The sequence below is a fragment of the Agromyces solani genome (assembly GCF_058349925.1).
In genome coordinates this window covers 847984-869530 of record NZ_JBYRER010000001.1, presented here as the reverse complement: position 1 = coordinate 869530, position 21547 = coordinate 847984, and the positions used below count along the sequence as shown (strand labels likewise).

The window sequence follows — 21547 nt, the reverse complement described above, 5'->3', positions numbered from 1 at the left end:
GTGTACTCGAGGCCGTGCGCGGCGGCGCCCCGATGCCCGGCCTCGTCGGTCAGCGGGCCGTGTACTCGAGGCCGTGCGCGGCGGCGACGGGCTCGTAGGTGAGCTTGCCGGCCGTGGCGTTGAGGCCCTTGGCGAGCGCCGGGTCGGCGTCGAGGGCGGCCTCCCAGCCGAGGTCGGCGATCTTCAGCGCGTACGGGAGCGTCGCGTTGATGAGCGCGGGCGCCGACGTCGCGGGCACCGCGCCGGGCATGTTCGCGACGCAGTAGTAGATCGCGTCGTGCACCTTGAAGGTGGGCTCGGCGTGCGTCGTCGGGCGCGAGCCCTCGAAGCAGCCGCCCTGGTCGATCGCGATGTCGACGAGCACGGCGCCCGGCTTCATCGAGGCGACCATCTCGTCGGTGACGACCTTGGGCGCGGCCGCGCCAGGGATGAGGACGGCGCCCACGACGAGGTCGGCGGTCTTCAGCGCGCGGGCGATCTCGTACGACGACGACGACATGGTCTTGATGCGGCCGTGATAGCGGCCGTCGATCTCGCGCAGCTTCGGCAGCGAGATGTCGAAGACGGTGACGTCGGCGCCGAGGCCGAGCGCGGTCGCCGCGGCCTGCTCGCCGGCGACGCCGCCGCCGATGACGACGACGTTGGCGGGGGCGGTGCCGGGCACGCCCGCGAGCAGCACGCCGCGGCCGCCCTTCGAGGCGTGCAGCTCGGCGGCGCCGACCTGCGGCGCGAGTCGGCCGGCGACCTCGCTCATCGGGGTGAGCAGCGGCAGCGAGCGGTCGGCGAGCTGCACGGTCTCGTACGCGATGGCGGTGACGCCCGAGTCGAGGATCGCCTGCGTGAGCGGCAGGTCGGCCGCGAGGTGGAGGTAGGTGAAGAGGGTGAGGTCGTCGCGGAGGTAGCCGTACTCGCTCGCGATGGGCTCCTTCACCTTCAGCACGAGCTCGTTCGACCACGCCTCGGCGGCGGTGGCGACGATCGTCGCGCCGGCCTCGGCGTACTCGGCGTCGGTGTAGCCCGCGCCGAGGCCCGCGCCGGCCTCGATCTGGACCGAGTGGCCGCGCTGGGTGAGCGCGTGAACGCCCGCGGGGTTCATCGCGACGCGGAATTCGTTGTTCTTGATCTCAGCAGGCACGCCGATGCGCATGGGTTGCTCCGTCTTGGCCATTGGCCGAATGGTATGTGGGGTGACGGCACCATTGTCGCCGCAAATTCGTCACGATCAAAGATCCACCGTGGATCATTCGGTAGAATCGACGAACACCATTCATTCGTGCGAAAGGCGCCCGCCCGATGACCGATGCACCGCACATCAGCGCTCCCGGCGCCGACCCCGCGGCGGTCGCGCTCGACGCGATCGACCGGCAGATCATCGCCCTCCTCCACGAGAACGCGCGCATCCCGAACGTCGAGCTCGCCCGCGCCGTGGGCGTCTCGCCGTCCACGTGCCTCGCGCGGGTGCGGTCGCTGCGCGAGCGCGGCGTCATCGTCCGGTACACGGCCGAGATCTCCCCCGCCGCGCTCGGCTATCACCTGCAGGCGCTCGTGAGCGTGCGCATCCGCCCGGGCGCCCGGCACCTCATGGAGCAGATCTCCGACGAGCTGCGCCGCGAGCCCGAGGTCGCCCAGCTCTTCTTCCTCGGCGGCACCGAGGACTTCCTCATCCACGTGCGCGTGCGCGACAGCGACCACGTGCGCCAGTTCGTGCTGAAGAACCTCTCGGCCAACCCCGCGGTCGCCCTCACCGAGACGAACCTCGTGTTCGAGCACCACACCGCGATGTCGGCGGGACTCCGCGCGGTGCTCTGAGGCGCACCGGCGCACCCGGCCGATCGGCCTCAACCGCCGAGCGGCAGGATCTCCCCGAGGTCGAGCCCGTCGGGGCTCTCCAGCTGCGCGTAGGTGCAGCTCGAGGCATCCCGGTCGGGTCGCCACCGCCGGAACTGCGCCGTGTGGCGGAACCGGTCGCCCTCCATGTGGTCGTACGCGACCTCGACGACGCGCTCGGGCCGCAACGGCACGAACGACAGGTCCTTGCCGGCGCTCCACCGACTCACCGCCCCGGGCATCCGGGTCGTGCCGGACCCTGACGGCGCGGCGGCCCGGGCCTCGGCCCACTCCCCCCACGGGTGGTCGGCGAGGTCGGTCGCGACGAGCGGCGCGAGCTCCGCGACGAGCTCGGCGCGCCGGGCCATCGAGAACGCGGCGACCACGCCGACGTGGTGCAGCCGGCCGTCGTCGCCGTACAGCCCGAGCAGCAGCGACCCGACGACGTCGCCCGACTTGTGCCACCGGTACCCCGCCACGACGCAGTCGGCCGTGCGCTCGTGCTTGATCTTGAACATCGTGCGCTTGTCGGGCTGGTACGTGCCGTCGAGCGGCTTCGCGACGACGCCGTCGAGGCCGGCGCCCTCGAACCGGGTGAACCAGTCGCGGGCGACGTCGAGGTCGGCCGTCGCCGGGGTCACGAAGACGGGGTCGGATGCCTCGGCGAGCACCGACTCGAGCCGGCCGCGCCGCTCCCCGAACGGCGTACCGGTCAGGTCGTCGTCGCCGAGCGCGAGCAGGTCGAATGCCACGAACGAGGCCGGCGTCTCGGCGGCGAGCAGCTTCACCCGGCTCGCCGCCGGGTGGATGCGCTGCTGCAACGCGTCGAAGTCGAGCCGGCCGCCGCGCACGAGCACGATCTCGCCGTCGACGACGCAGCGATCGGGGAGCTCGCGCCGCAGCGCCTCGACGAGCTCGGGGAAGTACCGCGTCATCGGCTTCTCGTTGCGGCTGCCGAGCTCGACCTCGTCGCCGTCCTTGAACACGATCGTGCGGAAGCCGTCCCACTTCGGCTCGACGTGCCCGACGTCGGGGATCTCCTTCACCGACTTGGCGAGCATGGGCGCGACGGGCGGCATCACCGGGAGGTCCATCCGACCATCCTGCACCCGGCCGCCCGCGAGCGGTAGCACTCGCCGCGCGGGGGGTCAATCCCTCGTGCGGCGGCGCCGCCGCGCCTACGTTCGTAAATGTCCGACGACGACGTCGGCGCGAGGAGAGCTGACATGAGTTCGATCATCGACCGGCCCGTGCATCGGCGCGACGGGAACCCCGACCTCGTGCTCCCGGCGATCGGCATCTGGTGGCCGATGCTCGAGGGCACGCTGCGCCGCGAGATCCTGGAGGACCTCGGCGCACCGCTGCGGGCCGTCGTCGTGCGCCGCATCTTCGAGCTGTGCGAGCTCGACCCCGGACCCGCGCCGCGCATCGGCGTCCACCTCGACGAGAACCAGCGCGCGTACATCGCCGGCTGGATGCACGCGGTCGACTGGACCTGAGCCGGGTCGGGGTCACAGCCTCGAGACCGCACGACGGCCGGTGCACCGGCCGTCGTGCGCAGGGCCTGCTCGGAGTGCGACGATAGACGGATGCCCGCCGATTCGTTCCCACTCGTCGAGGAACTCGCCATCGCCCGTCTCGTCGGCCCGTTGAGCCTCAGTCGCGGGCGTACCGTCGAGCGCGCCGGCGCGGTGCACGACCTCTCGTGGGATGCCTCGGGCTTCCGCCTCTCGGCCGTCGTCGACGGCACCGCGCCCGCGCCCTATCGGGTCGACGTCCGGCTCGATCTCGGCGTCCCGGGGCGCACGACCATCCTCTCGGGCACCTGCACCTGCCCCGTCGCCCGCAACTGCAAGCACGTCGCCGCGGTCCTGCTCGCCTCCGGCGAGCGCCACCGCCTCGACGACGCCCCGCCGTCGCCCGAGGCCCCCGCCGACCCCGCCGAGCCCGAGTGGCGCGCGGCGCTCACCGCGCTCACGGCGAGCACGCCCGAGGCGGACCCCGCTCCCCGCCAGCCCCTCGCGCTGCAGTTCGAGTTGCGCGAGCGGGTCGCCCGGCGCGGAGGACCCCGGCAGGCCGCTCGCGACGAGCCGGCCACGAACGAGGACGCCGTCGAGCGCCTCGCCGTCCGCCCGGTGACGCGCGGGGCGCGCGGCGGCTGGATCAAGGCGAACCTCACCTGGCAGAACGTCGGCTTCCAAGGTCGCGCGGGCGGATTCGACCCGCGGCAGGCGCGGTGGTTCGCCGAGTTCTCGATGCTCAAGGGCGCGCGGCACGCCGGCTTCGCGGAGTACGGCTCGGCGTGGATCTCGCTCGACGACTACGAGAGTGCGACCCTGTGGGCCCTGCTCGCCACCGCACCCGACCACGGCATCGAGTTCGTCGGCACGACCGCCCGCACGGAGGTCGCGATGGCGGGCGCCGCCGACATCGGCCTCGAGGTGCGTCGGGCCGCGGGCGACGCCCGCGACGAGGGCCGTGACGGCGGCGGTGACGACGGCGGAGCGCGCACGGGGGGCGACGGCGATGCCGGCGCGAACGATCCCGACGGCGGGGGTCCGCTCGAACTCGCGTCGAGCGTCACGATCGACGGCGAACGGCTCCCCGGCCGACGGGTGCGACTCATCGGCGATCACGGCGTCTACGCGTTCGACTTCGCCGTCGGGCGCATCGTGCTGGCACCCCTCGCGGCGCCGCTGCGCCCGGCCGCCCGGCTAGCGATGCGGCGTCGCGACCCCATCGTGGTTCCCGCCGAGGAGGTCGCGGCGTTCACCCGCGAGCAGTACCCGGTGCTCGCGCGCTCCCTGCGCATCTCGAGCGCCGACCCGTCGGTCGAGCTCCCCGAGCTGCCGCCGGCGACGCTCGTCGTGACGCTGACGCACGAACCGGGCCAGGTGCTCCGGGTCGGCTGGGAGTGGGAGGCGGACGGCGGCCGCCGCCTGCCGTTCGACGTGCCCGACGCCGAGTTCCACGACCCGGCGGGCGAGCGCCGGCCGGCGCTCGCGGCGGCCGCCGTGGCCGCGGACGAGCCCGCGGGAGCGCCCCTGCTCCGGAACTCCGCGCGCGACGCCCGCTCGGAGCCGTCGCTGCGTCCGACGACCGTGCTGCGCGGCATCGAGTCCGCCGAGTTCTCGACGCGTGTGCTGCCCCGCCTGCGGGACGTCGATCGCCTGCGCGTCGAGGAGGTCGGCGAGGCGCCCGAGTACCGCGAGCTCACCGAGGCGCCGAGGCTGGCCGTCACCGCCGTGGAGAGCGAGCGCACCGACTGGTTCGACCTCGGCGTGATCGTGACCGTCGAGGGCAAGAAGGTGCCGTTCGGCCCCCTGTTCCGGGCGCTCTCGCGCGGGCAGAAGAAGCTCCTGCTCGTCGACCACAGTTACCTGTCGCTCGACCACGAGGTGTTCGCACCGCTGCGCGAACTGCTCGAGGAGGCGGGCTCCCTCGACGAGTGGGAGACCGGCGAACTCGCGATCCACCGCACCCAGACGGCGCTCTGGAGCGAGTTCGAGGACCTCGCCGACGAGTCGGAGGCCGCCGTGTCCTGGCGCGAGACCGTCGCCGGACTGCGCTCGCTCGATCGGATCGACCCGGTCCCGCCGCCCGCGGACCTCGCGCTCGAGCTCCGCCCCTACCAGCTGGAGGGGTACCGCTGGCTCGCCTTCCTCTACGAGCATCGGCTGGGCGGCATCCTCGCCGACGACATGGGCCTCGGCAAGACCGCGCAGACGCTCGCGCTCGTCGCGCACGCCCGCGAGCAGGCGGATGACTCGGAGCCGCCGTTCCTCGTCGTCGCACCGACCTCGGTCGTGTCGAACTGGGCGCGCGAGGCCGCACGGTTCGTACCGGGCCTCCGCGTCGCGACCGTCACCACGACGCAGGCGGCGAGCCGGGTCCGGCTCGCCGACGCGATCGCGGGCGCCGACCTCGTCGTCACGAGCTACGCCATCCTGCGCCTCGACGCCGAGGCCTTCGCCGAGCCCGAGTGGGCCGGGCTCGTGCTCGACGAGGCCCAGTTCGTGAAGAACGGCAACTCGAAGGCCAACCAGGCGGCCCGAGACATCCGTGCGCCGTTCAGGCTCGCCGTGACGGGCACGCCCGTCGAGAACAACCTCATGGAGCTGTGGGCGCTCATGAAGATCGTCGCCCCCGGGCTCTTCCCCTCCGCGCGGGCGTTCGCCGAGCGGTACCGCCGCCCCATCGAGAACGATCGCAACGCCGAGCGCCTCGCGACGCTGCGCCGCCGCATCCGGCCGCTCGTGCTGCGCCGTACGAAGGAACTCGTCGCACCCGAGCTGCCCGAGAAGCAGGAGCAGGTGCTGACGGTCGCGCTCGACCCCGCGCACCGCCGTATCTACGACACGTTCCTGCAGCGCGAACGGCAGAAGCTGCTCGGCCTCATCGACGACCTCGACCGCAACCGGTTCACGATCTTCCGGTCGCTCACGCTGCTGCGGATGCTCAGCCTCTCCCCCGCGCTCATCGACTCCGAGCAGTACGCCGACGTGCCGTCGGCGAAGCTCGACGCGCTCTTCGAACAGCTCGACGAGGTCGTCGCCGAGGGCCACCGCGCGCTCGTGTTCAGCCAGTTCACGTCGTTCCTGCAGCTCGCGGCCGCGCGGCTCGAGGCCGCCGGGGTGCCGTACGCCTACCTCGACGGCGCGACCCGCCGCCGCAGCGAGGTCATCGATCGGTTCCGCACCGGCGGCGCTCCCGTCTTCCTCATCAGCCTGAAGGCCGGCGGCTTCGGCCTCAACCTCACCGAGGCCGACTACGTGTTCCTGCTCGACCCGTGGTGGAACCCCGCGAGCGAGGCGCAGGCGGTCGACCGGGCGCACCGCATCGGCCAGGCGAACACCGTGATGGTGTACCGGCTCGTCGCCGAGGAGACGATCGAGGAGAAGGTCATGGCGCTCAAGGAGAAGAAGGCCGCGCTCGTCTCGTCGGTCATGGACGACGAGGAGCTGTTCGCGACGACCCTGACGGCGGAGGACCTCCGCGGGCTCATCCAGCCGTGAGCGCCACCCGATGGGTTGTGCCGCCGGGCCGGTGAGGGGGAATCACCGGCCCGGCCGTCGACGGCCCCACGCGGGTGAGGTCGTGAACCCGCCGACGGCGCACGCCTGAAGGCACGCGCGTCGCATAGGCGAGGAAGAAGCGTTCGCCCCCTGCTCCTCCCACGTCGCACTCCGCTGCCGCGGTAACGAGGAGACGATGAACCCGAATCATCGCCGCCGCCGCGTCGCGAAGTCCTTCGATGCTATCCCGTGTCGTACCCCGATCCGGGGTACGACACGTGCCGATCGTCCCGAATTCGAGGCGGCGCCGCACCGTGATGGTGCCCCCGGCAGGATTCGAACCTGCGCTTCCGACTTAGGAGGTCGGCACTCTATCCCCTGAGTTACGAGGGCGCCGTCCGAGTCTACTTCCTGCGGTGGCTGGTCTCCGTCCGGGCATGACCGTTCGGGCAGCGGAGCCCTGCTCGGCGATGGCGCGCCGCATGTCACCGGCATCGCAATGCCGTGCCAGCACCTCGCGATCCATGTCGTCACGCGATCGGCGACCGCCGACGTCACCGGCCTCCAGCAGGATGCCGATCGGCGTCGCTCCGGTAACGTGGTCGGCGGCGCGCAGCGGGCGCGCCGGGTTGCGGCTCGGCCGCGAAAGGCGGACGGATGGCGCATCGCACGACGAGGTTCTGGGTGGGTGCCTCGACGACGGGGGCGCTCGGGTCGCCGGCCGCGGGGATCCGCCCGCTCGACGTCGACGCCGACGGCCGTGCGACGCTCGGCGACTCCGTCGACGTCGGCGAGAATCCCATGTTCCTCGCCATCTCGCCGGCCAACGGCGTGCTCGGCATCGTGCACGAGCTCGAAGACGGGCGCGTCTCGACCTGGACGCTCGAGGGCCACGGGCTCGCCGCGTTCGGCAAGCCGGGCGCCGCCTCGGGAGACCCCTGCCACATCGCCTTCGACGAGTCCGGTGAGCTGGCGTTCGCCGCGAACTACTCGGGCGGCCGGCTCACGGTCCACCACGTCTCACCGGATGCCTCGGGCGATTCGATCCTCGAGGCCGAGTTCGTCGGCACCGGCCCCGACACCACCCGGCAGGAGTCGTCGCATCCCCACCAGGCGGTGCTCGACACCGCGCGCGACCGGCTGCTCGTGCCCGACCTCGGCGCCGACCGGGTCCGCATCATCGGGCTCGCGGGCCTGCCCGAGGCACTCGGCCACGCGCCGGGCGACGACATCGCGCTGCACGCGGGGGCGGGGCCCCGCCACCTCGTGGTCACCGGCGACCTCGCGATCACCGCCAACGAGCTCGACCGCACCGCGAGCGTGATCGACCTCGTCGAGGGCCGCGAGCTCGGCTGGTTCCCGATCGGCCCCGAGACTCCGGCGCGCGGGCTCGGCTGCTCGGCGATCCGCCTCACCCGGGGCGGCATCGTGCTCATCGGCGACCGCGACGCCGACGCGCTGCGCGGACTCCGCCTCGACCCCTCGGCCGGCACGCTCGAGCTCGTCGCGACCGTTCCGACCGGCGGGCGCCACCCGCGCGACCTCGAGCTCACGCACGACGAGCGCTTCGCCCTCGTCGCCGACCAGGGGTCGGACTCGATCGCGATCGTCGCACTCGACGCGGAAGGACTCCCGGTGGAGGTCGTCACCACGCTCGCGACGCCGGCACCCGCCTGCCTGGCGCGGGTGCCGTAGCGCCCCGATACGGGCCGTCGGCTCAGACGGGCGGGTAGAGGTAGAGCGCGTCGCCAGCCGGAATCGTGCGGCGGTGGTACGAGTGATCGGAGTTCTGGTTGTACTCCTCGAGGTTCACCGAACCGTCGGCGTTGATCGACTGCACGTACGCGACGTGGTTGTACGGGAACCAGGCCACCGCACCGACCACCGGGGTCGAGGAGGTCGGCCAGCCGTGCGCGACCCACTCGTCGGCCCACGCGTAGGCGCTGCCCGAGGCGAGGTTCGACCAGTCCCACTTCCACGGCGCGCTCGTGACGCCCGCGTCGCGGTTGAGTCGCCAGGCGACGAAGTCGACGCACTCGCGGTAGTAGTAGCGCAGCGGCGAGAGGCCGCCGCCGTAGTCGTCGGGCAACTGGTCCCACCAGGGGTAGTCGTCGCCCTGGGCGCGCACCTTGGGCTTGGCGTACTCGCCGCTGCCCCGAGACGCGAGTTCGGACGCCCACTCGCGAGCCTCGGCCTCTGCGGCGAGCCGCGCGGCCTCGTCGATCTCGACCTTCGTCGTCACCGCGTAGCCGTCGGCGGTGATGGGTGCGTCGCTCGCCTCGGCCGCGACCGAGAGACCCTGCGCCTCCGCGACCGTGCGGCTGAAATCACCGGATGCCCCGAACTCGGTGCCGGTCGGAACCATCGCGTAGGCCGGAAGCGCGACCGTGCCGACGATCGCCGGAACGATCAGGATCGTCGAGAGCACGCGGAGCCGTCGATCCCGCGGGCGGGTCGTGGTCGACGCGGCGTTCGCCGGTTTCGAAGCCCCGGCCCGGCGAGATGCTCGCGGAGCGACCGGCGCCTCGGCAGCACGACGACCGTGCTCGGGTTCTCGGGGGCGGCTCCGCACCCGACCTACCCTAGGGCACGCCGCGGGCCTTTGTCACGACGGCGCGCACGCGGGCACCCGCGTGTCCCGCGGCGGCGTGCAGCGGTCGTCTCAGGCGGCGGTGGCGAGGAACTCGTTCCACTGGGGCATCGGTCGCTCGACGCCGCGCACGACCCAGCTGCGGCCGTTCGGCATCTTCGGCGTGAAGCGCAGCTCCCATCCCATCTCGGCGGGCGTCCGGTCGCTCTTCACGTTGTTGCAGCGGAGGCAGCAGGCGACGAGGTTCTCCCACGTGTCGCGCCCGCCGCGCGACCGCGGGAGCACATGGTCGATGGTCGCGGCACTGCGACCGCAGTAGGCGCAGCGATGCTCGTCGCGGCGCAGGACGCCCCTCCGGGTCACGGGGACGCGGTGCGCTCGCGGTGCGCGGACGTAGCGAGTGAGCAGGATCACGCTGGGCCGCTGCCAGGATCCGCTCGCGGCGCACACCGGATTGCCCTCCTCGTGCACGAGCACGGTGGCCTTCTGGTTCATGACGAGCAGCAGGGCGCGCTTGAACGACACGACGGCGAGCGGTTCATATCCGGCGTTGAGCACGAGAGTGCGCATGGGGGGCCTTTCGTTCGGTGCTGGATGGCTTCCAGCCGCGTGGACGGTTCGGCGACCCCTCGTCGGCCCTCAGGGCCGAACCGGCGGTGGCGGTGCAGCCGACGCCCCGAGAACGAGAAACGGGCACCGTCATGAAGACAGTGCCCGTCGAAGTGCTCGCCCGGATCGTACTCGGCTGACTGCTCGGCCGATGGTCGAAGTGCGCGCGCTCATCCGTGGAATGGATGCTGCGCCGGCTTCCCATCGCCCTCCCCCTGCTCGGATTCTCGGAGTCGTCAGGGCTTCAGGGTAGAACACGAACGGCGCGCCGGGTACTCCCGGCGCGCCGTCGTCCGCGTGTGGTCACACGCCGTTCATCGCTCAGATACCGATGCGGACGATGTAGTAGTCGCTCGTCCAGATCGGCTGCACGCGCACCGAGGCGCCCTCGTACGGTGCGTGCAGGATCATGCCGTTGCCGGCGTAGAAGCCGTCGTGGCCGTCCATGATCACGAGGTCGCCGGGCTGCGCGTCGGCCTCCGAGATGACGGTGCCCATGGCGCCCTGGCCCGAGGACGAGTGCGGCATGCTGACGCCGAACTGGGCGTAGACGTACATGACGAAGCCCGAGCAGTCGAAACCGGCGGGCGTCGCGCCGCCGTAGACGTAGGGCACGCCGATGTACTGGGTGGCCACGTCGTACACGCTCGCGAGGTCGAAGTTCGGGTACGGCGGGTTCGCGAGCAGGTCGGACGCGCTCGGTCCGTCGTAGGACGCCGCGTACGAGGCCATCGCGTTCTCCGCGGCGATGCGGGCGGCCTCGGCCTCGGCCGCAGCGCGCTCGGCGGCACGGATGGATTCGCCCGTGACCGTCTTGTAGCCGTCTTCGGTGACGGGCGCCGCGATGACGTCGTCGGTGACCTCGACGGTCTGCGCCTGCGCCTTCGAGAGCTTGGTCGCGTCGGTCTCGCCGAACTGCGGGCCGATGCTGCCCGGGGCGATCGCATAGGCCGGGATGGCAAGGGTGCCGACGATGCCCGCCGCGACGGTCATCACCAGGATGTTCGCCACGCCGCCTCGCCGGAGCGGACGGGTCGACGGCAGCGGCTTCGCTGCGACGGCCTTCGCCAGGTCTGGGGTGGTCGGGGGATTCTGGGCCGGCTTCGAAGCGATGATCGCCTTCGTCGCGGCCCCGCGGGTGCGGCTCTTCGCGAGCCGACGCCGTGAGAGTCGAGCCAAAACGTGTACCTCCGTCGCCCCGCGGCACGGGGGTGCCGCTCCACCTGTTTGCGCACGCGGCGCTTCACGGGTACCGGATCGAGCGGTGGAACGCGGGAGGCGTCTCGACCCTTGGACCGCCGGCGGGCTTCTCGCCAACGGACTCGTACGAGGGTACGCGAGTGCCGCCCGAATGTCACATTCTGATCACGGCGCGTCGAAGATCACCCGATCAGCGCCGAGAACCGGATCACTCCGCGATGAAGATGTGGCTCGCGACCTCGGTCGGGAGCTCGAGCGCACCGCTGGCGCCGTCGACCCGGACGAGCACGTACCCGCCGGTTCGGCTGAAGGTCGCGGCGGCGCCGGGCACGATGCCCGCCTGCTTGAGCTGGCCGAGCAGTTCGGGGTCGAACTGCACCGGCTCACCCAGCCTCCGGACCGTGCCGCGGACCGGCTCGTCGCGATCGGCGACGAACTCGACGACGCTCACGACGCCGGCGAGGAACGGGTCGGCCGGGGTGAGGCCCAGCTCTTCGAGCCCGGGAATCGGGTTGCCGTACGGCGACTCCTTCGGGTTGCCGAGGATCTCGATGATGCGACGCTCGACCTGCTCGCTCATCACGTGCTCCCACCGGCACGCCTCGTCGTGCACGTACTCCCACTCGAGCCCGATCACATCGGCCAGCAGCCGCTCCGCGAGCCGGTGCTTCCGCATGACGTGCACGGCCTTCGACCGGCCGGATTCGGTGAGCTCGAGGTGGCGGTCGCCGGTCACCACGACGAGCCCGTCGCGCTCCATGCGCGCGACGGTCTGGGAGACCGTCGGACCGGAGTGACCGAGCCGCTCGGAGATGCGCGCACGCAGCGGGACGATGTTCTCTTCTTCGAGGTCGAGGATCGTGCGCAGGTACATCTCGGTGGTGTCGATCAGATCGGTCACGCGTGTCCTCCCGTTGCGTCGCGGCCCGTCATCAAGCCTAGCGGCCGCCACCCTCTCGCTAGACTCGTCGCATGCCGAGCCTCGTGATCCCCGCTTCCCTGCTGCCCGCCGACGGACGCTTCGGCTGCGGTCCGTCGAAGGTGCGGCCCGAGCAGCTCGCGCACCTCGCCGAGTTCGGTCCGGCCATCCTCGGCACCTCGCACCGGCAGGCGCCCGTGAAGAACCTCGTCGGTCGTGTGCGCACCGGCCTGGCCGAGCTGTTCTCGCTGCCCGACGGGTACGAGGTCGTGCTCGGCAACGGCGGCTCGACCGCGTTCTGGGATGCCGCGTCGGCCTCCCTCATCGACCGTCGCGCGCAGCTCGCCTCGTTCGGCGAGTTCGGCGCCAAGTTCGCGAAGGCGGCGGGGGCGCCGTGGCTCGAGGCCCCCGACGTCCGCACGGCGGCCCCCGGGTCGAGCGCACGCCCCGAAGCCGCCGCGGGCATCGACGTGTACGCGTGGCCGCAGAACGAGACGTCGACGGGCGTGCAGGCTCCGGTCACCCGCGTCGTGGGTGACGAGGGCGCCCTGACCGTCATCGACGCGACGAGCGCGGCGGGCGGCGCCGCCGTCGACGCGCGCGAGTTCGACGTCTACTACTTCGCCCCCCAGAAGAACTTCGCCGCCGACGGCGGCCTGTGGTTCGCGATCCTCTCGCCCGCCGCGATCGAGCGCGTCGAGCGCCTCGCGGCGACCGACCGCTACATCCCCGAGTTCCTGTCGCTCAAGAACGCGATCGACAACTCGCGGCTCAACCAGACCCTCAACACCCCGGCACTCGCGACCCTCCTGCTCATGGAGAACCAGATCGACTGGATCAACGCCTCGGGCGGGCTCGCATGGGCCGATGCCCGAACGCGGGAGTCGTCGTCGCTGCTCTACCGGTGGGCCGAGGCGAGCGAGGTGGCGACGCCGTTCGTCGCCGACCCCGCGGACCGCTCGCAGGTCGTCGTCACGATCGACTTCGACGAGCGCATCGACGCATCGGCGATCTCGAAGGTGCTCCGCGAGAACGGCGTCGTCGACACCGAGCCGTACCGCAAGCTGGGCCGCAACCAGCTGCGCATCGCGACCTTCACCGCGATCGAGCCCGACGACGTGCGGGCGCTCATCGCCTCGATCGACCACGTGCTCGAGCAGATCGGCTGACCGGTGCGGCTCTGGCTGAGCGAGAGCGAGCGCCGGCCCGATCCGGCGCCGGCCAGGGCCGACGCCCGCAAGGCCCTCCTCGCGGGCACGCTCGGCTGGGTCGCCCTGCTCGGCGTCGGCCTCGTGGCCCGCGACCGGCTCGAGGCCGCGGGTCTCGACTGGCTCGTCGCCGCAGCGGCCGTCGGCGCCGTGCTCGGCCTCATCGGCCTCGCGGTCGTGCAGACGATGCGGCGTCGCGAGCGTCAGTCGCGAGCGGGCTCGCCGGATTCGAGGGCCTGAGCCGACTCGGCATCGGGCCCGTCGACGCCGTCATCGACGTCGCCGTCATGGCCGGACTGCACGTCGGCCTCGTCGAGCGCGTCGATGTCGATTCCGTCGAAGGCGTCGTCGCCCTCGAGCTCCCCGTCGAGACCCTCGTCGTCCTCGTCGTCGTCGAGCTCGTCCTCATCGTCGTCGAGCTCGTCCTCGTCGTCGTCGACCTCGTCGTCCACCGCGGTCTCGTCGAACTCCTCGTCGTCGGCCTCGGCCGCCTCTGCGGCCGCCGCGGCCTGCGCGGCGCGGTATTCGGCCAGCCGCTCCGACCACGGCACCCACTCGGGCGCGAGCAACGCGCGCTCGCCCGGCATGAGCTCGGTCTCGAGCACCGTGGGCTCCGACTCGTCGACGCGGGCGATCGTGACGCTCCAGTGCCAGCCCGGGTAGCCCGCGAGGTCGGCCGCGAACTGCAGGGTGAGCACGTGCTCGCCCTCGACGACGTGGCCGACGACCGACCCGACCGTCTCGGGCGCCGTCACCTCGAGCAGCGCCCGCTGCGCGAGTGCGGCGGAGGCGAGGAGCACCTCGTCGGCGATGGCGTCGGGCCCGGCCGATTCGACCGTCGCCTCGGTGGCGGTCTCGTCGACCGCCGTCTCGGATTCGTGCGGCTCAGGCATCCAGCTCGTCAGCCACCTTGCGCAGGAGCGCCGCGATCTGGCGGCCGCGCGCCTTGTCGGGGTAGCGGCCGCGACGGAGGTCGCTGCCGGCCGCGTCGAGCCACTTCACGAGGTCTTCGACGACGACGGCCATGTCGTCGGCCGAGCGGCGATTCATCTTCGCGAGGCTCGGCGGCGTCTCGACGACGCGCACCGAGAGGGCCTGCGGCCCGCGCCGGCCGTCGGCGATGCCGAACTCGACCTTCGAGCCCGCACGCACGGTCGCGCCGGCGGGAAGAGCGGAAGCGTGGAGGAAGACCTCCTGGCCGTCATCAGAGCTGATGAAGCCGAACCCCTTCTCCTCGTCGTAGAACTTGACCTTGCCGGTGGGCATCGCAGAACCTCGCTTTATACGTCGCACGGCGCGCCGAGAGCAACGCGCCGTTCAACCTCCAGTCTAGAGTCCCGCCGACCCACGCGCGGCCCCGCTGCCCTATCCTTGACGAGTGAGCGATTCCGGCCCTATCACCGAACATCGCGCCGAACGCATCCTGGCCGTCATGTTCGCGGCGATCATCGGCTGCTCGATCGTCGCGTTCTTCGCCGTCATCATCGGCAGCGCCGCAGGCGCCGCCGCCGACGACGGCTTCAGCCGGGGCGCTTGGCCGTTCGTCATCATGTTCCCGTGGTTCGGGTTGCCGATCGCGTTCCTCCTGCTGATCGCGCTCCTGATCGTCAATGCGGTGCGTCGCTCCCGCGAAGCCCGGGCCGGATCGAGCTGAGCGGAGACGATGCTCGAACTCGCCGGACGACTTCGCGAGCTGCCACGGGACGACCTCGCCGCAGCCCTCCGGACGCGCGAGTTCGACGCCTCGGGCGTGAACGACCTGTTCGATCTCGCCGAGACCCTGCTCGCACCCGACTCGGTCGATCGGGCGATCGCCCGGCTCGACCGGCACCGGCTGGCGGTGCTCGCCGCAGCCTCCGACCCGGGTGCGACGGTCGAGGACGTGCGACGCACGCTCGCTGAGCTCGGCGCACCGGCTTCCACGGTGGATGCCGCGGAGCCGATCATCGACCGCCTCGCCGAGTCGCTCCTCGTGGTGCGCAAGGGCGACCACGTGCATGTGCCGGCGGGCGTCGCGACGCGGCTCGTGCCCCGACTGGGCGTCGACCTGCCGACGGCCGCCGAGCTCGCCGCCCCGGCTCCCCCCGTGCTCGTCGGCGACGACCCGGTCGATCGCAGCCTGCTCGAACGCCACTCGTCCGACGCGGCGTACGCCACGGTCGCGGCGACCGCGGAGCTGCTCGCGGCCCTCGGCGCGCAGCCCGCGCGGGAGCTCGCGAAGGGCGGTCTCGCACTGCCCGACTCGAAGCGGCTCGCCGAGGCGAGCGGCACCGCGCTCGAGGCGCTCCCCCGCCTGTTCCATCGCGCCGACGAGGCGGGACTCGTCGTCCGCGACGGAGCGTACTGGCTCGAATCCGACCGGGGGGCCGCCTGGTCGATGGAATCGGCCCGGGGCCGCTGGCTCCTGCTCGCGTCGTGCTGGCGCGATCGCATCCCCGAGACGCTGCGCGACCTCGTCACCCGGCGCAGCGAACCCCTCACCTCCGGGGCCCTCCGCGACGACGTGCGCTGGCTGTACCCTGCCGGCGGCGTCTGGCTCGAGGACGGCCTCGAGCGCCTGCTCCACGAGGCCGAGGCGCTCGGACTCGCCGTCTCGGGCGAACCCGTCGAGGCCGCGCGTCTCGTGCTGGCGGGCGACCTCGATCGGGCCGCCGACCTCGTCGCCGCGCACTTCCCCGCGCAGGTCGACCGCGTCTACCTCCAGCACGACCTCTCGATCGTCGCGCCCGGCCCGCTCGAACCCGAACTCGATGCACGGCTCCGCGGCATCGCCGACGTCGAAGCCCGCGACCTCGCCTCGACCTATCGCGTGAGCGCGGCATCCGTGAACCGTGCGCTCGCGGGCGGCGAACGCGCCGAGACGATCCTCGACTTCCTGTCGTCGATCTCGCTCACCGGCATCCCGCAGCCGCTCGCCTACCTCGTCTCCGAGGCGGCCGAACGCTTCGGCGCCGTCCGGGTCTCCGCCGCCGCGGAGTCCGAGGCGCCGGCGCAGGCATCGATCCGCTCCGACGACCCCGAGCTCGTCGGCACGCTCGCGGTCGACCAGGCGCTGGCCTCGCTCGCCCTGCGCCGCACCGGCCCGCACCGGCTCCTGACGCGATTCGCGCCCGACGTCGTCTTCTGGGCGCTCTCCGACGCGAAGTACCCCGTCGCCGCTGAAGACGCGGAGGGCGAGATCGTGCGGCTGCAGCGCCACCGGCTCGCGCCCGCGCCCGTCGTCGCGCCGCGCGCCGACCCCGTCGCGGCACTCCTCGACCGGCTCGAGGCCGCGCAGGGCGGCGACGGCACCGAGCAGGCCTGGCTCGCCCGACAGCTCGAGGCGGCCGCGCGCTCGAAGGAGGTGCTGACCGTGACGGTGAGGATGCCCGGGGGCGACACCGCCGACTACCTCCTCGCACCGGCGAGCGTCGCGAACGGCCGCCTGCGCGCCCGCGACCACAGGGCCGACATCGAGCGCACGCTGCCGCTGTCCGCGATCGCCGCGGTCGCGCCCGCCCCCGCGTCGGAGCTGTAGCCGAGCGGGTCGCGCCGCCCGGCGCCACGAGCCCGAGGCATCCGCACCGGCCGGCCTCGCACGGAGCGGGCGTAGACTGGACGGTCATGTCGGACGGCCCACTCATCGTTCAGAGCGACCGCACGGTCCTCCTCGAAGTCGCGCACCCTCTCGCGGAGGACGCGCGGCACGACCTCGCCGTGTTCGCCGAGCTCGAGCGCGCGCCCGAGCACGTGCACACCTACCGCATCACGCGGCTCGGCCTCTGGAACGCGCGGGCGGCCGGCCACGACGCCGACGACATGCTCGGCACGCTCGAGCGCTACGCGAAGTTCCCGGTGCCGCAGACCGTCGCGGTCGACCTGCGCGAGACCGTCGGCCGCTACGGCCGGCTCGTGATCGATCGGACCGACGACGGGGCGCTGCGCCTCGCGAGCAGCGACCTCGCGGTGCTCACCGAGGTCGTGGGTGCGAAGAAGATCGCCCCGCTCGTGGGCGACCGCATCGACGACACGAGCTTCCTCGTGGCGCCCTGGGCGCGCGGGCAGCTCAAGCAGGAGCTCGTGAAGCTCGGCTGGCCGGCCGAGGACCTGGCCGGCTACACGCCTGGCACGCCGCACGGGATCGACCTCGTCGAGAACGGCTGGCACCTCCGCGACTACCAGCAGAAGGCCGTCGACAACTTCTTCGACGGCGGGTCGGGAGTCGTCGTGCTGCCGTGCGGCGCCGGCAAGACCCTCGTCGGCGCCGGCGCGATGGCGACCGCCAAGACGACGACGCTCATCCTCGTGACGAACACGGTGAGCGCCCGCCAGTGGCGCGACGAGCTGCTGAAGCGCACGAGCCTCACGGCCGACGAGATCGGCGAGTACTCGGGGCAGGTGAAAGAGGTCAAGCCCGTCACGATCGCGACGTACCAGATCCTCACCGCGAAGCGGAAGGGCGAGTACGCCCACCTGTCCCTCCTCGACGCGCTCGACTGGGGCCTCATCGTCTACGACGAGGTGCACCTCCTGCCGGCCCCCGTGTTCAAGCTCACCGCCGAGCTGCAGGCCCGCCGCCGGCTCGGCCTCACCGCGACCCTCGTCCGGGAGGACGGGCGCGAGGGGGACGTCTTCAGCCTCATCGGCCCCAAGCGCTTCGACGCCCCGTGGAAGGAGATCGAGGCGCAGGGCTTCATCTCCCCCGCGGCCTGCTACGAGGTGCGCATCGACCTGCCCCAGTCGGAGCGGCTCGCGTACGCGGCATCCGCCGACGACGAGCGCTACCGGCTCGCGGCGACCGCGCCCGCGAAGCTCGGCGTCGTGAAGGAGCTCGTCGCCCGCCACGCGGGCGAGCGCATCCTCGTGATCGGCCAGTACCTCGACCAGATCGAGGAGCTCGCCGACGCCCTCGACGCCCCGCAGCTGACGGGCGCGACTCCCGTCGATGAACGCGAACGCCTGTTCCAGGAGTTCCGCGACGGCACGACACCGGTGCTGGTGGTGTCGAAGGTCGCGAACTTCTCGGTCGACCTGCCCGAGGCGACCGTCGCGATCCAGGTGTCGGGGTCGTACGGCTCGCGGCAGGAGGAGGCACAGCGGCTCGGGCGCCTGCTGCGGCCGAAGGAGTCGGGCCTCAGCGCGAACTTCTACACGCTCGTCGCGCGCGACACCGTCGACCAGGACTTCGCGCAGAACCGGCAGCGGTTCCTCGCCGAGCAGGGCTACAGCTACACGATCCTCGACGCGCACGCGCTCGAGGCGGCCTGACCGGGCGCTCGTCGCGACGGCTCAGCGCGCCCGCTCGTAGCGCAGGAGCAGCAGGTCGCCCGCCGGGATGGCGTGCAGAAGCCGCATGGGCCGATCCTGCTCGGGCACGCCCCGCACGATGCGCCCCGCGTCGCCGCCGACGATCGTCGGGCTGAGGCTCAGGCAGAGCTCGTCGACGCGGTCGGCCTCGAGCAGCGACCCGAACAGGTGGGGACCGCCCTCGCAGAGCACCTGCGGCAGCCCGGCCGCGGCGAGCGCGTCGACCGCGACACGCAGGTCGACCGCGTCGTCGCCGCACACGAGCACGTCGGCGACCTCGGCGAGCGCGGCCCGTCGCCCCGCATCGGATGCCCCGTGCGTCACGACGAGCGGGCGGGCGCTCGCGTCGGCGAAGAAGGGATGCTGCGGCTCGAGCTCGAGCGCGGACGACACGACGGCGAGCCGGGGCTGGCCGGGCAGGCCGTGCGCGCGCCGCCAGGCCGTGTTCGCCCTGCTCAGCCGCACGCCGCCGTATCCCTCGACCCGCACGGTCCCGGCGCCGACGAGCAGCACGTCGGCGAGCGTGCGCATGACGCCCATGGCGAGCCGGTCGGCCGCGTCGCCGAGCCCGCCCGACCGGCCGTCGATCGTGACGGCGCCGTCGAGGCTCGAGACGAAGTTCATCCGCACGCGGGGCGTCGCCCGGTCGGCGAGGGCGTACGCCTCGAGCAACCCCTCGCGGTCGACGCCGGGCGCCTCGGTGTGCCCGCCGCTGTCCGTCGTCTCGGTCATGTCTCCTCGTTCGGTCCGTCGACCATGTTGTGCGCGAGGTAGGCGGGTTCGCGCCATCCCATGATCGCCTCGACCATGCGCGCCGCGTCGACCGACTCGGCGACGTTGTGCATGCGCAGGATGCGCGCCCCCTGGGCGACGCAGAACACGGCGGCGGCGATCGATCCCGCGAGGCGCTCGCCGCGCGGTCGGTCGAGGCTCTCGCCGATGAAGTCCTTGTTCGACACGGCGGCGACGAGCGGGAAGCCGAGCCGGGTGAACTCGCCGAACCGGCGGGTGAGCTCGAGGGTCTGCAGGGTGTTCTTGTTGAGGTCGTGCCCCGGGTCGAGCACGATTCGCTCCTCGGGCACGCCGCGCGAGACGGCGAGGGCGACCCGCTGCTCGAGGAACGCGCTGATATCGCCCACGACGTCGTCGTACTGCGGCATCGGGAACCACTGGCGCGGCTCGGCACGGCTGTGCGTGATGACGAGGGTCGCGTCGGAGTCGGCCACGACCTCGGCGAGCGCGGGGTCGTGCACGCCCGTCGTGTCGTTGATGACGTCGGCGCCCGCGGCGATCGCGGCGGCGGCGACCTCGGCGTGGAAGGTGTCGACCGAGAGCGCGGCACCGGCGCCCGCGAGCGCAGCCACGACGGGCACGACCCGGTCGATCTCCTCGGCCACGGGAACGGCCGGCCCCGGCCCGAACTTGGCGCCGCCGATGTCGATCCAGGCGGCGCCCGCCTCGATCGCCCGGCGACCTGCGGCGACCGCGGCGTCGAGGCCGAAGGTGGCGCCACGGTCGTAGAAGGAGTCGGGCGTGCGGTTGACGACGGCCATGACGGCGATCTCGCGCCGGAAGTCGACCTCCCGACCGGCGATCGCGCGCACCGGCCGGGCGAGGTTCGGGTCGACCCAGCCGGCCGGCTCCGACGTCACGCGGATGCCTCGGCCACGAGCTGCTCGAGGGGCACCGAGGCGTCGGCGAGCCTCACCGGGTCGATGCGCGAACCCGAGCGGATGAGCCGCTGCACCTGGTCGTTCACGTCCCAGACGTTGACGTTCATGCCCGCGACGACACGGCCCTCCCGCTGCCAGAACGCGATGAACTCGCGCGCGGCGCGGTCGCCGCGGAACACCGGCTCGACGCCGTCGGCGAGCGTGCCGTACCCCGAGTACTCCATGCCGAGATCGTACTGGTCGGTGTAGAAGTACGGGATCTCGTCGTACCGCACCCGTTCGCCCGCCAGCGCCCGGCCGGCCGCCCGGCCGGCGTTCTCGGCGTTGGCCCAGTGCTCGATGCGCAGGTGGGCCTGGAGCACGGGGTGGTAGACGCTCGCGACGTCCCCGACGGCGTAGACGTCGTCCGCGCTCGTGCGGAACGAGGCGTCTGTCACGATGCCGCCCAGGACCTCGAGGCCGGCCGCCTCCGCGAGGCCGGTCTCGGGGACGGCGCCGATGCCGACGAGGACGAGGTCGGCGGGAACGGTCTCACCGGTGTCGAGCTCGACGCCCGTCACCCGCCCGCCGGCCCCGCGGATGCCGGCGACGCCGGTCGAGAGGCGCAGGTCGACCCCGTTCGACCGGTGCAGTTCGGCGAACACCTCGCCGACCGCGCTGCCGACGGCGGCGGCGAGCGGCACCGCCTCGGGTGCGATCACGGTGACCTCGTCGCCGTAGCCGCGCGCGGCCGCCGTGGCCTCGAGGCCGATCCAGCCCGCGCCGATCGCCACCATGCGTCGATCGCCGCCCGCGAGCGCGGCCCGGAGGCGTTCGGAGTCGGCGAACGTGCGCAGCACGTGCACGCCGTCGAGCTCGCCCTCCGGCGCCCGCCACCGCCGTGCGCTCGCACCCGTCGCGAGGAGGAGCCGGTCGTAGGCGAGCGTCCGGCCGTCGCCGAGCCGCAACCGGTGCGCGTCGGGATCGAGCTCCGTCGCGCGGGCGCGGCGCAGCACCTCGACCTGCTCGTCGTCGTACCACTCGACCGGGAACACGTCGACGACGTCGCGTTCGGCCGAGCCGGTCAGGTATTCCTTCGACAGCGGCGGCCGGATGTAGGGCATCGCGTCCTCGCCGGCGACGATCGTGATCGGACCGGTGTGACCGGCCCGCCTCGCGCCCTCCGCCGCCCGGGCGCCGGCCAGGCCGCCGCCGACGATCACGATTCGTTCATCAGGCAT

The 21547-nt window shown here is 72.6% G+C and carries 20 protein-coding genes and 1 tRNA gene; 9 read left to right on the top strand and 12 right to left on the bottom strand.

Annotated elements, in window-relative coordinates; all coding sequences use genetic code 11:
• Window positions 1-49: 49 nt before the first annotated feature.
• Window positions 50-1147: an alanine dehydrogenase gene (gene ald / locus AC3RJ7_RS04010; protein ID WP_491455224.1), complete on the bottom strand. Its 1098-nt coding sequence runs from the start codon at window positions 1145-1147 to the stop codon at window positions 50-52.
• Window positions 1148-1293: 146 nt separating this feature from the next.
• Here ald and AC3RJ7_RS04005 point away from each other — a divergent pair, with 146 nt between their 5' ends.
• Window positions 1294-1809, top strand: coding sequence for an Lrp/AsnC family transcriptional regulator (locus AC3RJ7_RS04005; RefSeq protein WP_491454532.1), 516 nt, complete (start codon window positions 1294-1296; stop codon window positions 1807-1809).
• Window positions 1810-1838: 29 nt separating this feature from the next.
• Here the strand turns inward: AC3RJ7_RS04005 and AC3RJ7_RS04000 are convergent, their stop codons facing one another.
• Entirely contained in the window at window positions 1839-2921 is a 1083-nt protein-coding gene (locus AC3RJ7_RS04000) for an ATP-dependent DNA ligase (RefSeq protein ID WP_491454531.1), read from the bottom strand.
• A 132-nt stretch (window positions 2922-3053) separates the two neighbouring features.
• Between AC3RJ7_RS04000 and AC3RJ7_RS03995 the strand changes: the two genes are divergently transcribed.
• Entirely contained in the window at window positions 3054-3326 is a 273-nt protein-coding gene (locus tag AC3RJ7_RS03995; protein WP_491454530.1) for a hypothetical protein, read from the top strand.
• A 90-nt stretch (window positions 3327-3416) separates the two neighbouring features.
• On the top strand, window positions 3417-6842 hold the full coding sequence (locus AC3RJ7_RS03990) for a DEAD/DEAH box helicase (RefSeq protein ID WP_491454529.1): 3426 nt from the start codon (window positions 3417-3419) through the stop codon (window positions 6840-6842).
• 318 nt (window positions 6843-7160) lie between these two features.
• Here the strand turns inward: AC3RJ7_RS03990 and AC3RJ7_RS03985 are convergent.
• Window positions 7161-7235 (bottom strand) — tRNA-Arg (locus tag AC3RJ7_RS03985).
• Window positions 7236-7499: 264 nt separating this feature from the next.
• Between AC3RJ7_RS03985 and AC3RJ7_RS03980 the strand changes: the two genes are divergently transcribed.
• Window positions 7500-8537: a lactonase family protein gene (locus AC3RJ7_RS03980; RefSeq protein ID WP_491454528.1), complete on the top strand. Its 1038-nt coding sequence runs from the start codon at window positions 7500-7502 to the stop codon at window positions 8535-8537.
• Between the two features lie 22 nt (window positions 8538-8559).
• Here the strand turns inward: AC3RJ7_RS03980 and AC3RJ7_RS03975 are convergent, their stop codons facing one another.
• The 4 genes from AC3RJ7_RS03975 to AC3RJ7_RS03960 all read right to left on the bottom strand — a co-directional run bounded on the left by AC3RJ7_RS03975 (window position 8560) and on the right by AC3RJ7_RS03960 (window position 12142).
• On the bottom strand, window positions 8560-9270 hold the full coding sequence (locus tag AC3RJ7_RS03975) for a CHAP domain-containing protein (protein WP_491454527.1): 711 nt from the start codon (window positions 9268-9270) through the stop codon (window positions 8560-8562).
• 234 nt (window positions 9271-9504) lie between these two features.
• A complete protein-coding gene (locus AC3RJ7_RS03970; protein ID WP_491454526.1) occupies window positions 9505-10002 on the bottom strand; it encodes an HNH endonuclease in 498 nt (165 codons plus the stop codon).
• A 360-nt stretch (window positions 10003-10362) separates the two neighbouring features.
• Window positions 10363-11220, bottom strand: coding sequence for a C40 family peptidase (locus tag AC3RJ7_RS03965; protein WP_491454525.1), 858 nt, complete (start codon window positions 11218-11220; stop codon window positions 10363-10365).
• A 229-nt stretch (window positions 11221-11449) separates the two neighbouring features.
• Complete coding sequence (locus tag AC3RJ7_RS03960) at window positions 11450-12142, bottom strand: iron-dependent transcriptional repressor DtxR (RefSeq protein ID WP_491454524.1); 693 nt, start codon at window positions 12140-12142, stop codon at window positions 11450-11452.
• A 71-nt stretch (window positions 12143-12213) separates the two neighbouring features.
• On the opposite strand from AC3RJ7_RS03960, the gene serC reads away from it, so the two are divergent.
• The gene (gene serC, locus AC3RJ7_RS03955; RefSeq protein WP_491454523.1) at window positions 12214-13329 is read left to right on the top strand and encodes a phosphoserine transaminase; all 1116 of its coding nucleotides are present in this window, start codon (window positions 12214-12216) and stop codon (window positions 13327-13329) included.
• 3 nt (window positions 13330-13332) lie between these two features.
• Window positions 13333-13608, top strand: coding sequence for a DUF2530 domain-containing protein (locus AC3RJ7_RS03950; RefSeq protein WP_491454522.1), 276 nt, complete (start codon window positions 13333-13335; stop codon window positions 13606-13608).
• Here the strand turns inward: AC3RJ7_RS03950 and AC3RJ7_RS03945 are convergent.
• Both AC3RJ7_RS03945 and AC3RJ7_RS03940 read right to left on the bottom strand, forming a co-directional pair.
• Window positions 13572-14261 (bottom strand): DUF3027 domain-containing protein, encoded by a 690-nt coding sequence (locus tag AC3RJ7_RS03945; protein WP_491454521.1) that lies wholly within the window; start codon window positions 14259-14261, stop codon window positions 13572-13574. The genes AC3RJ7_RS03950 and AC3RJ7_RS03945 overlap by 37 nt on opposite strands.
• On the bottom strand, window positions 14254-14634 hold the full coding sequence (locus AC3RJ7_RS03940) for a cold-shock protein (protein ID WP_491454520.1): 381 nt from the start codon (window positions 14632-14634) through the stop codon (window positions 14254-14256). Before AC3RJ7_RS03940 ends, AC3RJ7_RS03945 begins: the two co-directional genes overlap by 8 nt.
• A 112-nt stretch (window positions 14635-14746) precedes the next feature.
• Here AC3RJ7_RS03940 and AC3RJ7_RS03935 point away from each other — a divergent pair, with 112 nt between their 5' ends.
• The 3 genes from AC3RJ7_RS03935 (at window position 14747) to AC3RJ7_RS03925 (ending at window position 18615) form a co-directional block, all read left to right on the top strand.
• Complete coding sequence (locus tag AC3RJ7_RS03935; RefSeq protein ID WP_491454519.1) at window positions 14747-15022, top strand: multidrug ABC transporter ATPase; 276 nt, start codon at window positions 14747-14749, stop codon at window positions 15020-15022.
• Between the two features lie 9 nt (window positions 15023-15031).
• Window positions 15032-16885 carry a helicase-associated domain-containing protein gene (locus AC3RJ7_RS03930; RefSeq protein WP_491454518.1) on the top strand — a complete coding sequence of 618 codons (1854 nt, stop codon included), beginning with the start codon at window positions 15032-15034 and terminating at the stop codon, window positions 16883-16885.
• Between the two features lie 86 nt (window positions 16886-16971).
• The gene (locus tag AC3RJ7_RS03925; protein WP_491454517.1) at window positions 16972-18615 is read left to right on the top strand and encodes a DNA repair helicase XPB; all 1644 of its coding nucleotides are present in this window, start codon (window positions 16972-16974) and stop codon (window positions 18613-18615) included.
• A gap of 21 nt (window positions 18616-18636) precedes the next feature.
• Here the strand turns inward: AC3RJ7_RS03925 and AC3RJ7_RS03920 are convergent, their stop codons facing one another.
• The 3 genes from AC3RJ7_RS03920 to AC3RJ7_RS03910 are packed head-to-tail and all read right to left on the bottom strand — an operon-like array spanning window position 18637 to window position 21547.
• Entirely contained in the window at window positions 18637-19386 is a 750-nt protein-coding gene (locus AC3RJ7_RS03920) for a pyrimidine reductase family protein (RefSeq protein WP_491454516.1), read from the bottom strand.
• Entirely contained in the window at window positions 19383-20306 is a 924-nt protein-coding gene (gene folP / locus AC3RJ7_RS03915; protein WP_491454515.1) for a dihydropteroate synthase, read from the bottom strand. The genes AC3RJ7_RS03920 and folP overlap by 4 nt, the downstream gene beginning before the upstream one ends.
• On the bottom strand, window positions 20303-21547 hold the full coding sequence (locus tag AC3RJ7_RS03910; RefSeq protein WP_491454514.1) for an NAD(P)/FAD-dependent oxidoreductase: 1245 nt from the start codon (window positions 21545-21547) through the stop codon (window positions 20303-20305). Before AC3RJ7_RS03910 ends, folP begins: the two co-directional genes overlap by 4 nt.

Excerpts from the sequence above, each read along its gene's own strand:
- ald (WP_491455224.1), bottom strand. The coding sequence starts at position 1,147 with ATGCGCATCGGCGTGCCTGCTGAGATCAAGAACAACGAATTCCGCGTC.
- AC3RJ7_RS04005 (WP_491454532.1), top strand. The coding sequence starts at position 1,294 with ATGACCGATGCACCGCACATCAGCGCTCCCGGCGCCGACCCCGCGGCG.
- AC3RJ7_RS04000 (WP_491454531.1), bottom strand. The coding sequence starts at position 2,921 with ATGGACCTCCCGGTGATGCCGCCCGTCGCGCCCATGCTCGCCAAGTCG.
- AC3RJ7_RS03995 (WP_491454530.1), top strand. The coding sequence starts at position 3,054 with ATGAGTTCGATCATCGACCGGCCCGTGCATCGGCGCGACGGGAACCCC.
- AC3RJ7_RS03990 (WP_491454529.1), top strand. The coding sequence starts at position 3,417 with ATGCCCGCCGATTCGTTCCCACTCGTCGAGGAACTCGCCATCGCCCGT.
- AC3RJ7_RS03980 (WP_491454528.1), top strand. The coding sequence starts at position 7,500 with ATGGCGCATCGCACGACGAGGTTCTGGGTGGGTGCCTCGACGACGGGG.
- AC3RJ7_RS03970 (WP_491454526.1), bottom strand. The coding sequence starts at position 10,002 with ATGCGCACTCTCGTGCTCAACGCCGGATATGAACCGCTCGCCGTCGTG.
- serC (WP_491454523.1), top strand. The coding sequence starts at position 12,214 with ATGCCGAGCCTCGTGATCCCCGCTTCCCTGCTGCCCGCCGACGGACGC.
- AC3RJ7_RS03945 (WP_491454521.1), bottom strand. The coding sequence starts at position 14,261 with ATGCCTGAGCCGCACGAATCCGAGACGGCGGTCGACGAGACCGCCACC.
- AC3RJ7_RS03940 (WP_491454520.1), bottom strand. The coding sequence starts at position 14,634 with ATGCCCACCGGCAAGGTCAAGTTCTACGACGAGGAGAAGGGGTTCGGC.
- AC3RJ7_RS03930 (WP_491454518.1), top strand. The coding sequence starts at position 15,032 with ATGCTCGAACTCGCCGGACGACTTCGCGAGCTGCCACGGGACGACCTC.
- AC3RJ7_RS03925 (WP_491454517.1), top strand. The coding sequence starts at position 16,972 with ATGTCGGACGGCCCACTCATCGTTCAGAGCGACCGCACGGTCCTCCTC.
- AC3RJ7_RS03920 (WP_491454516.1), bottom strand. The coding sequence starts at position 19,386 with ATGACCGAGACGACGGACAGCGGCGGGCACACCGAGGCGCCCGGCGTC.
- AC3RJ7_RS03910 (WP_491454514.1), bottom strand. The coding sequence starts at position 21,547 with ATGCCTGATGAACGAATCGTGATCGTCGGCGGCGGCCTGGCCGGCGCC.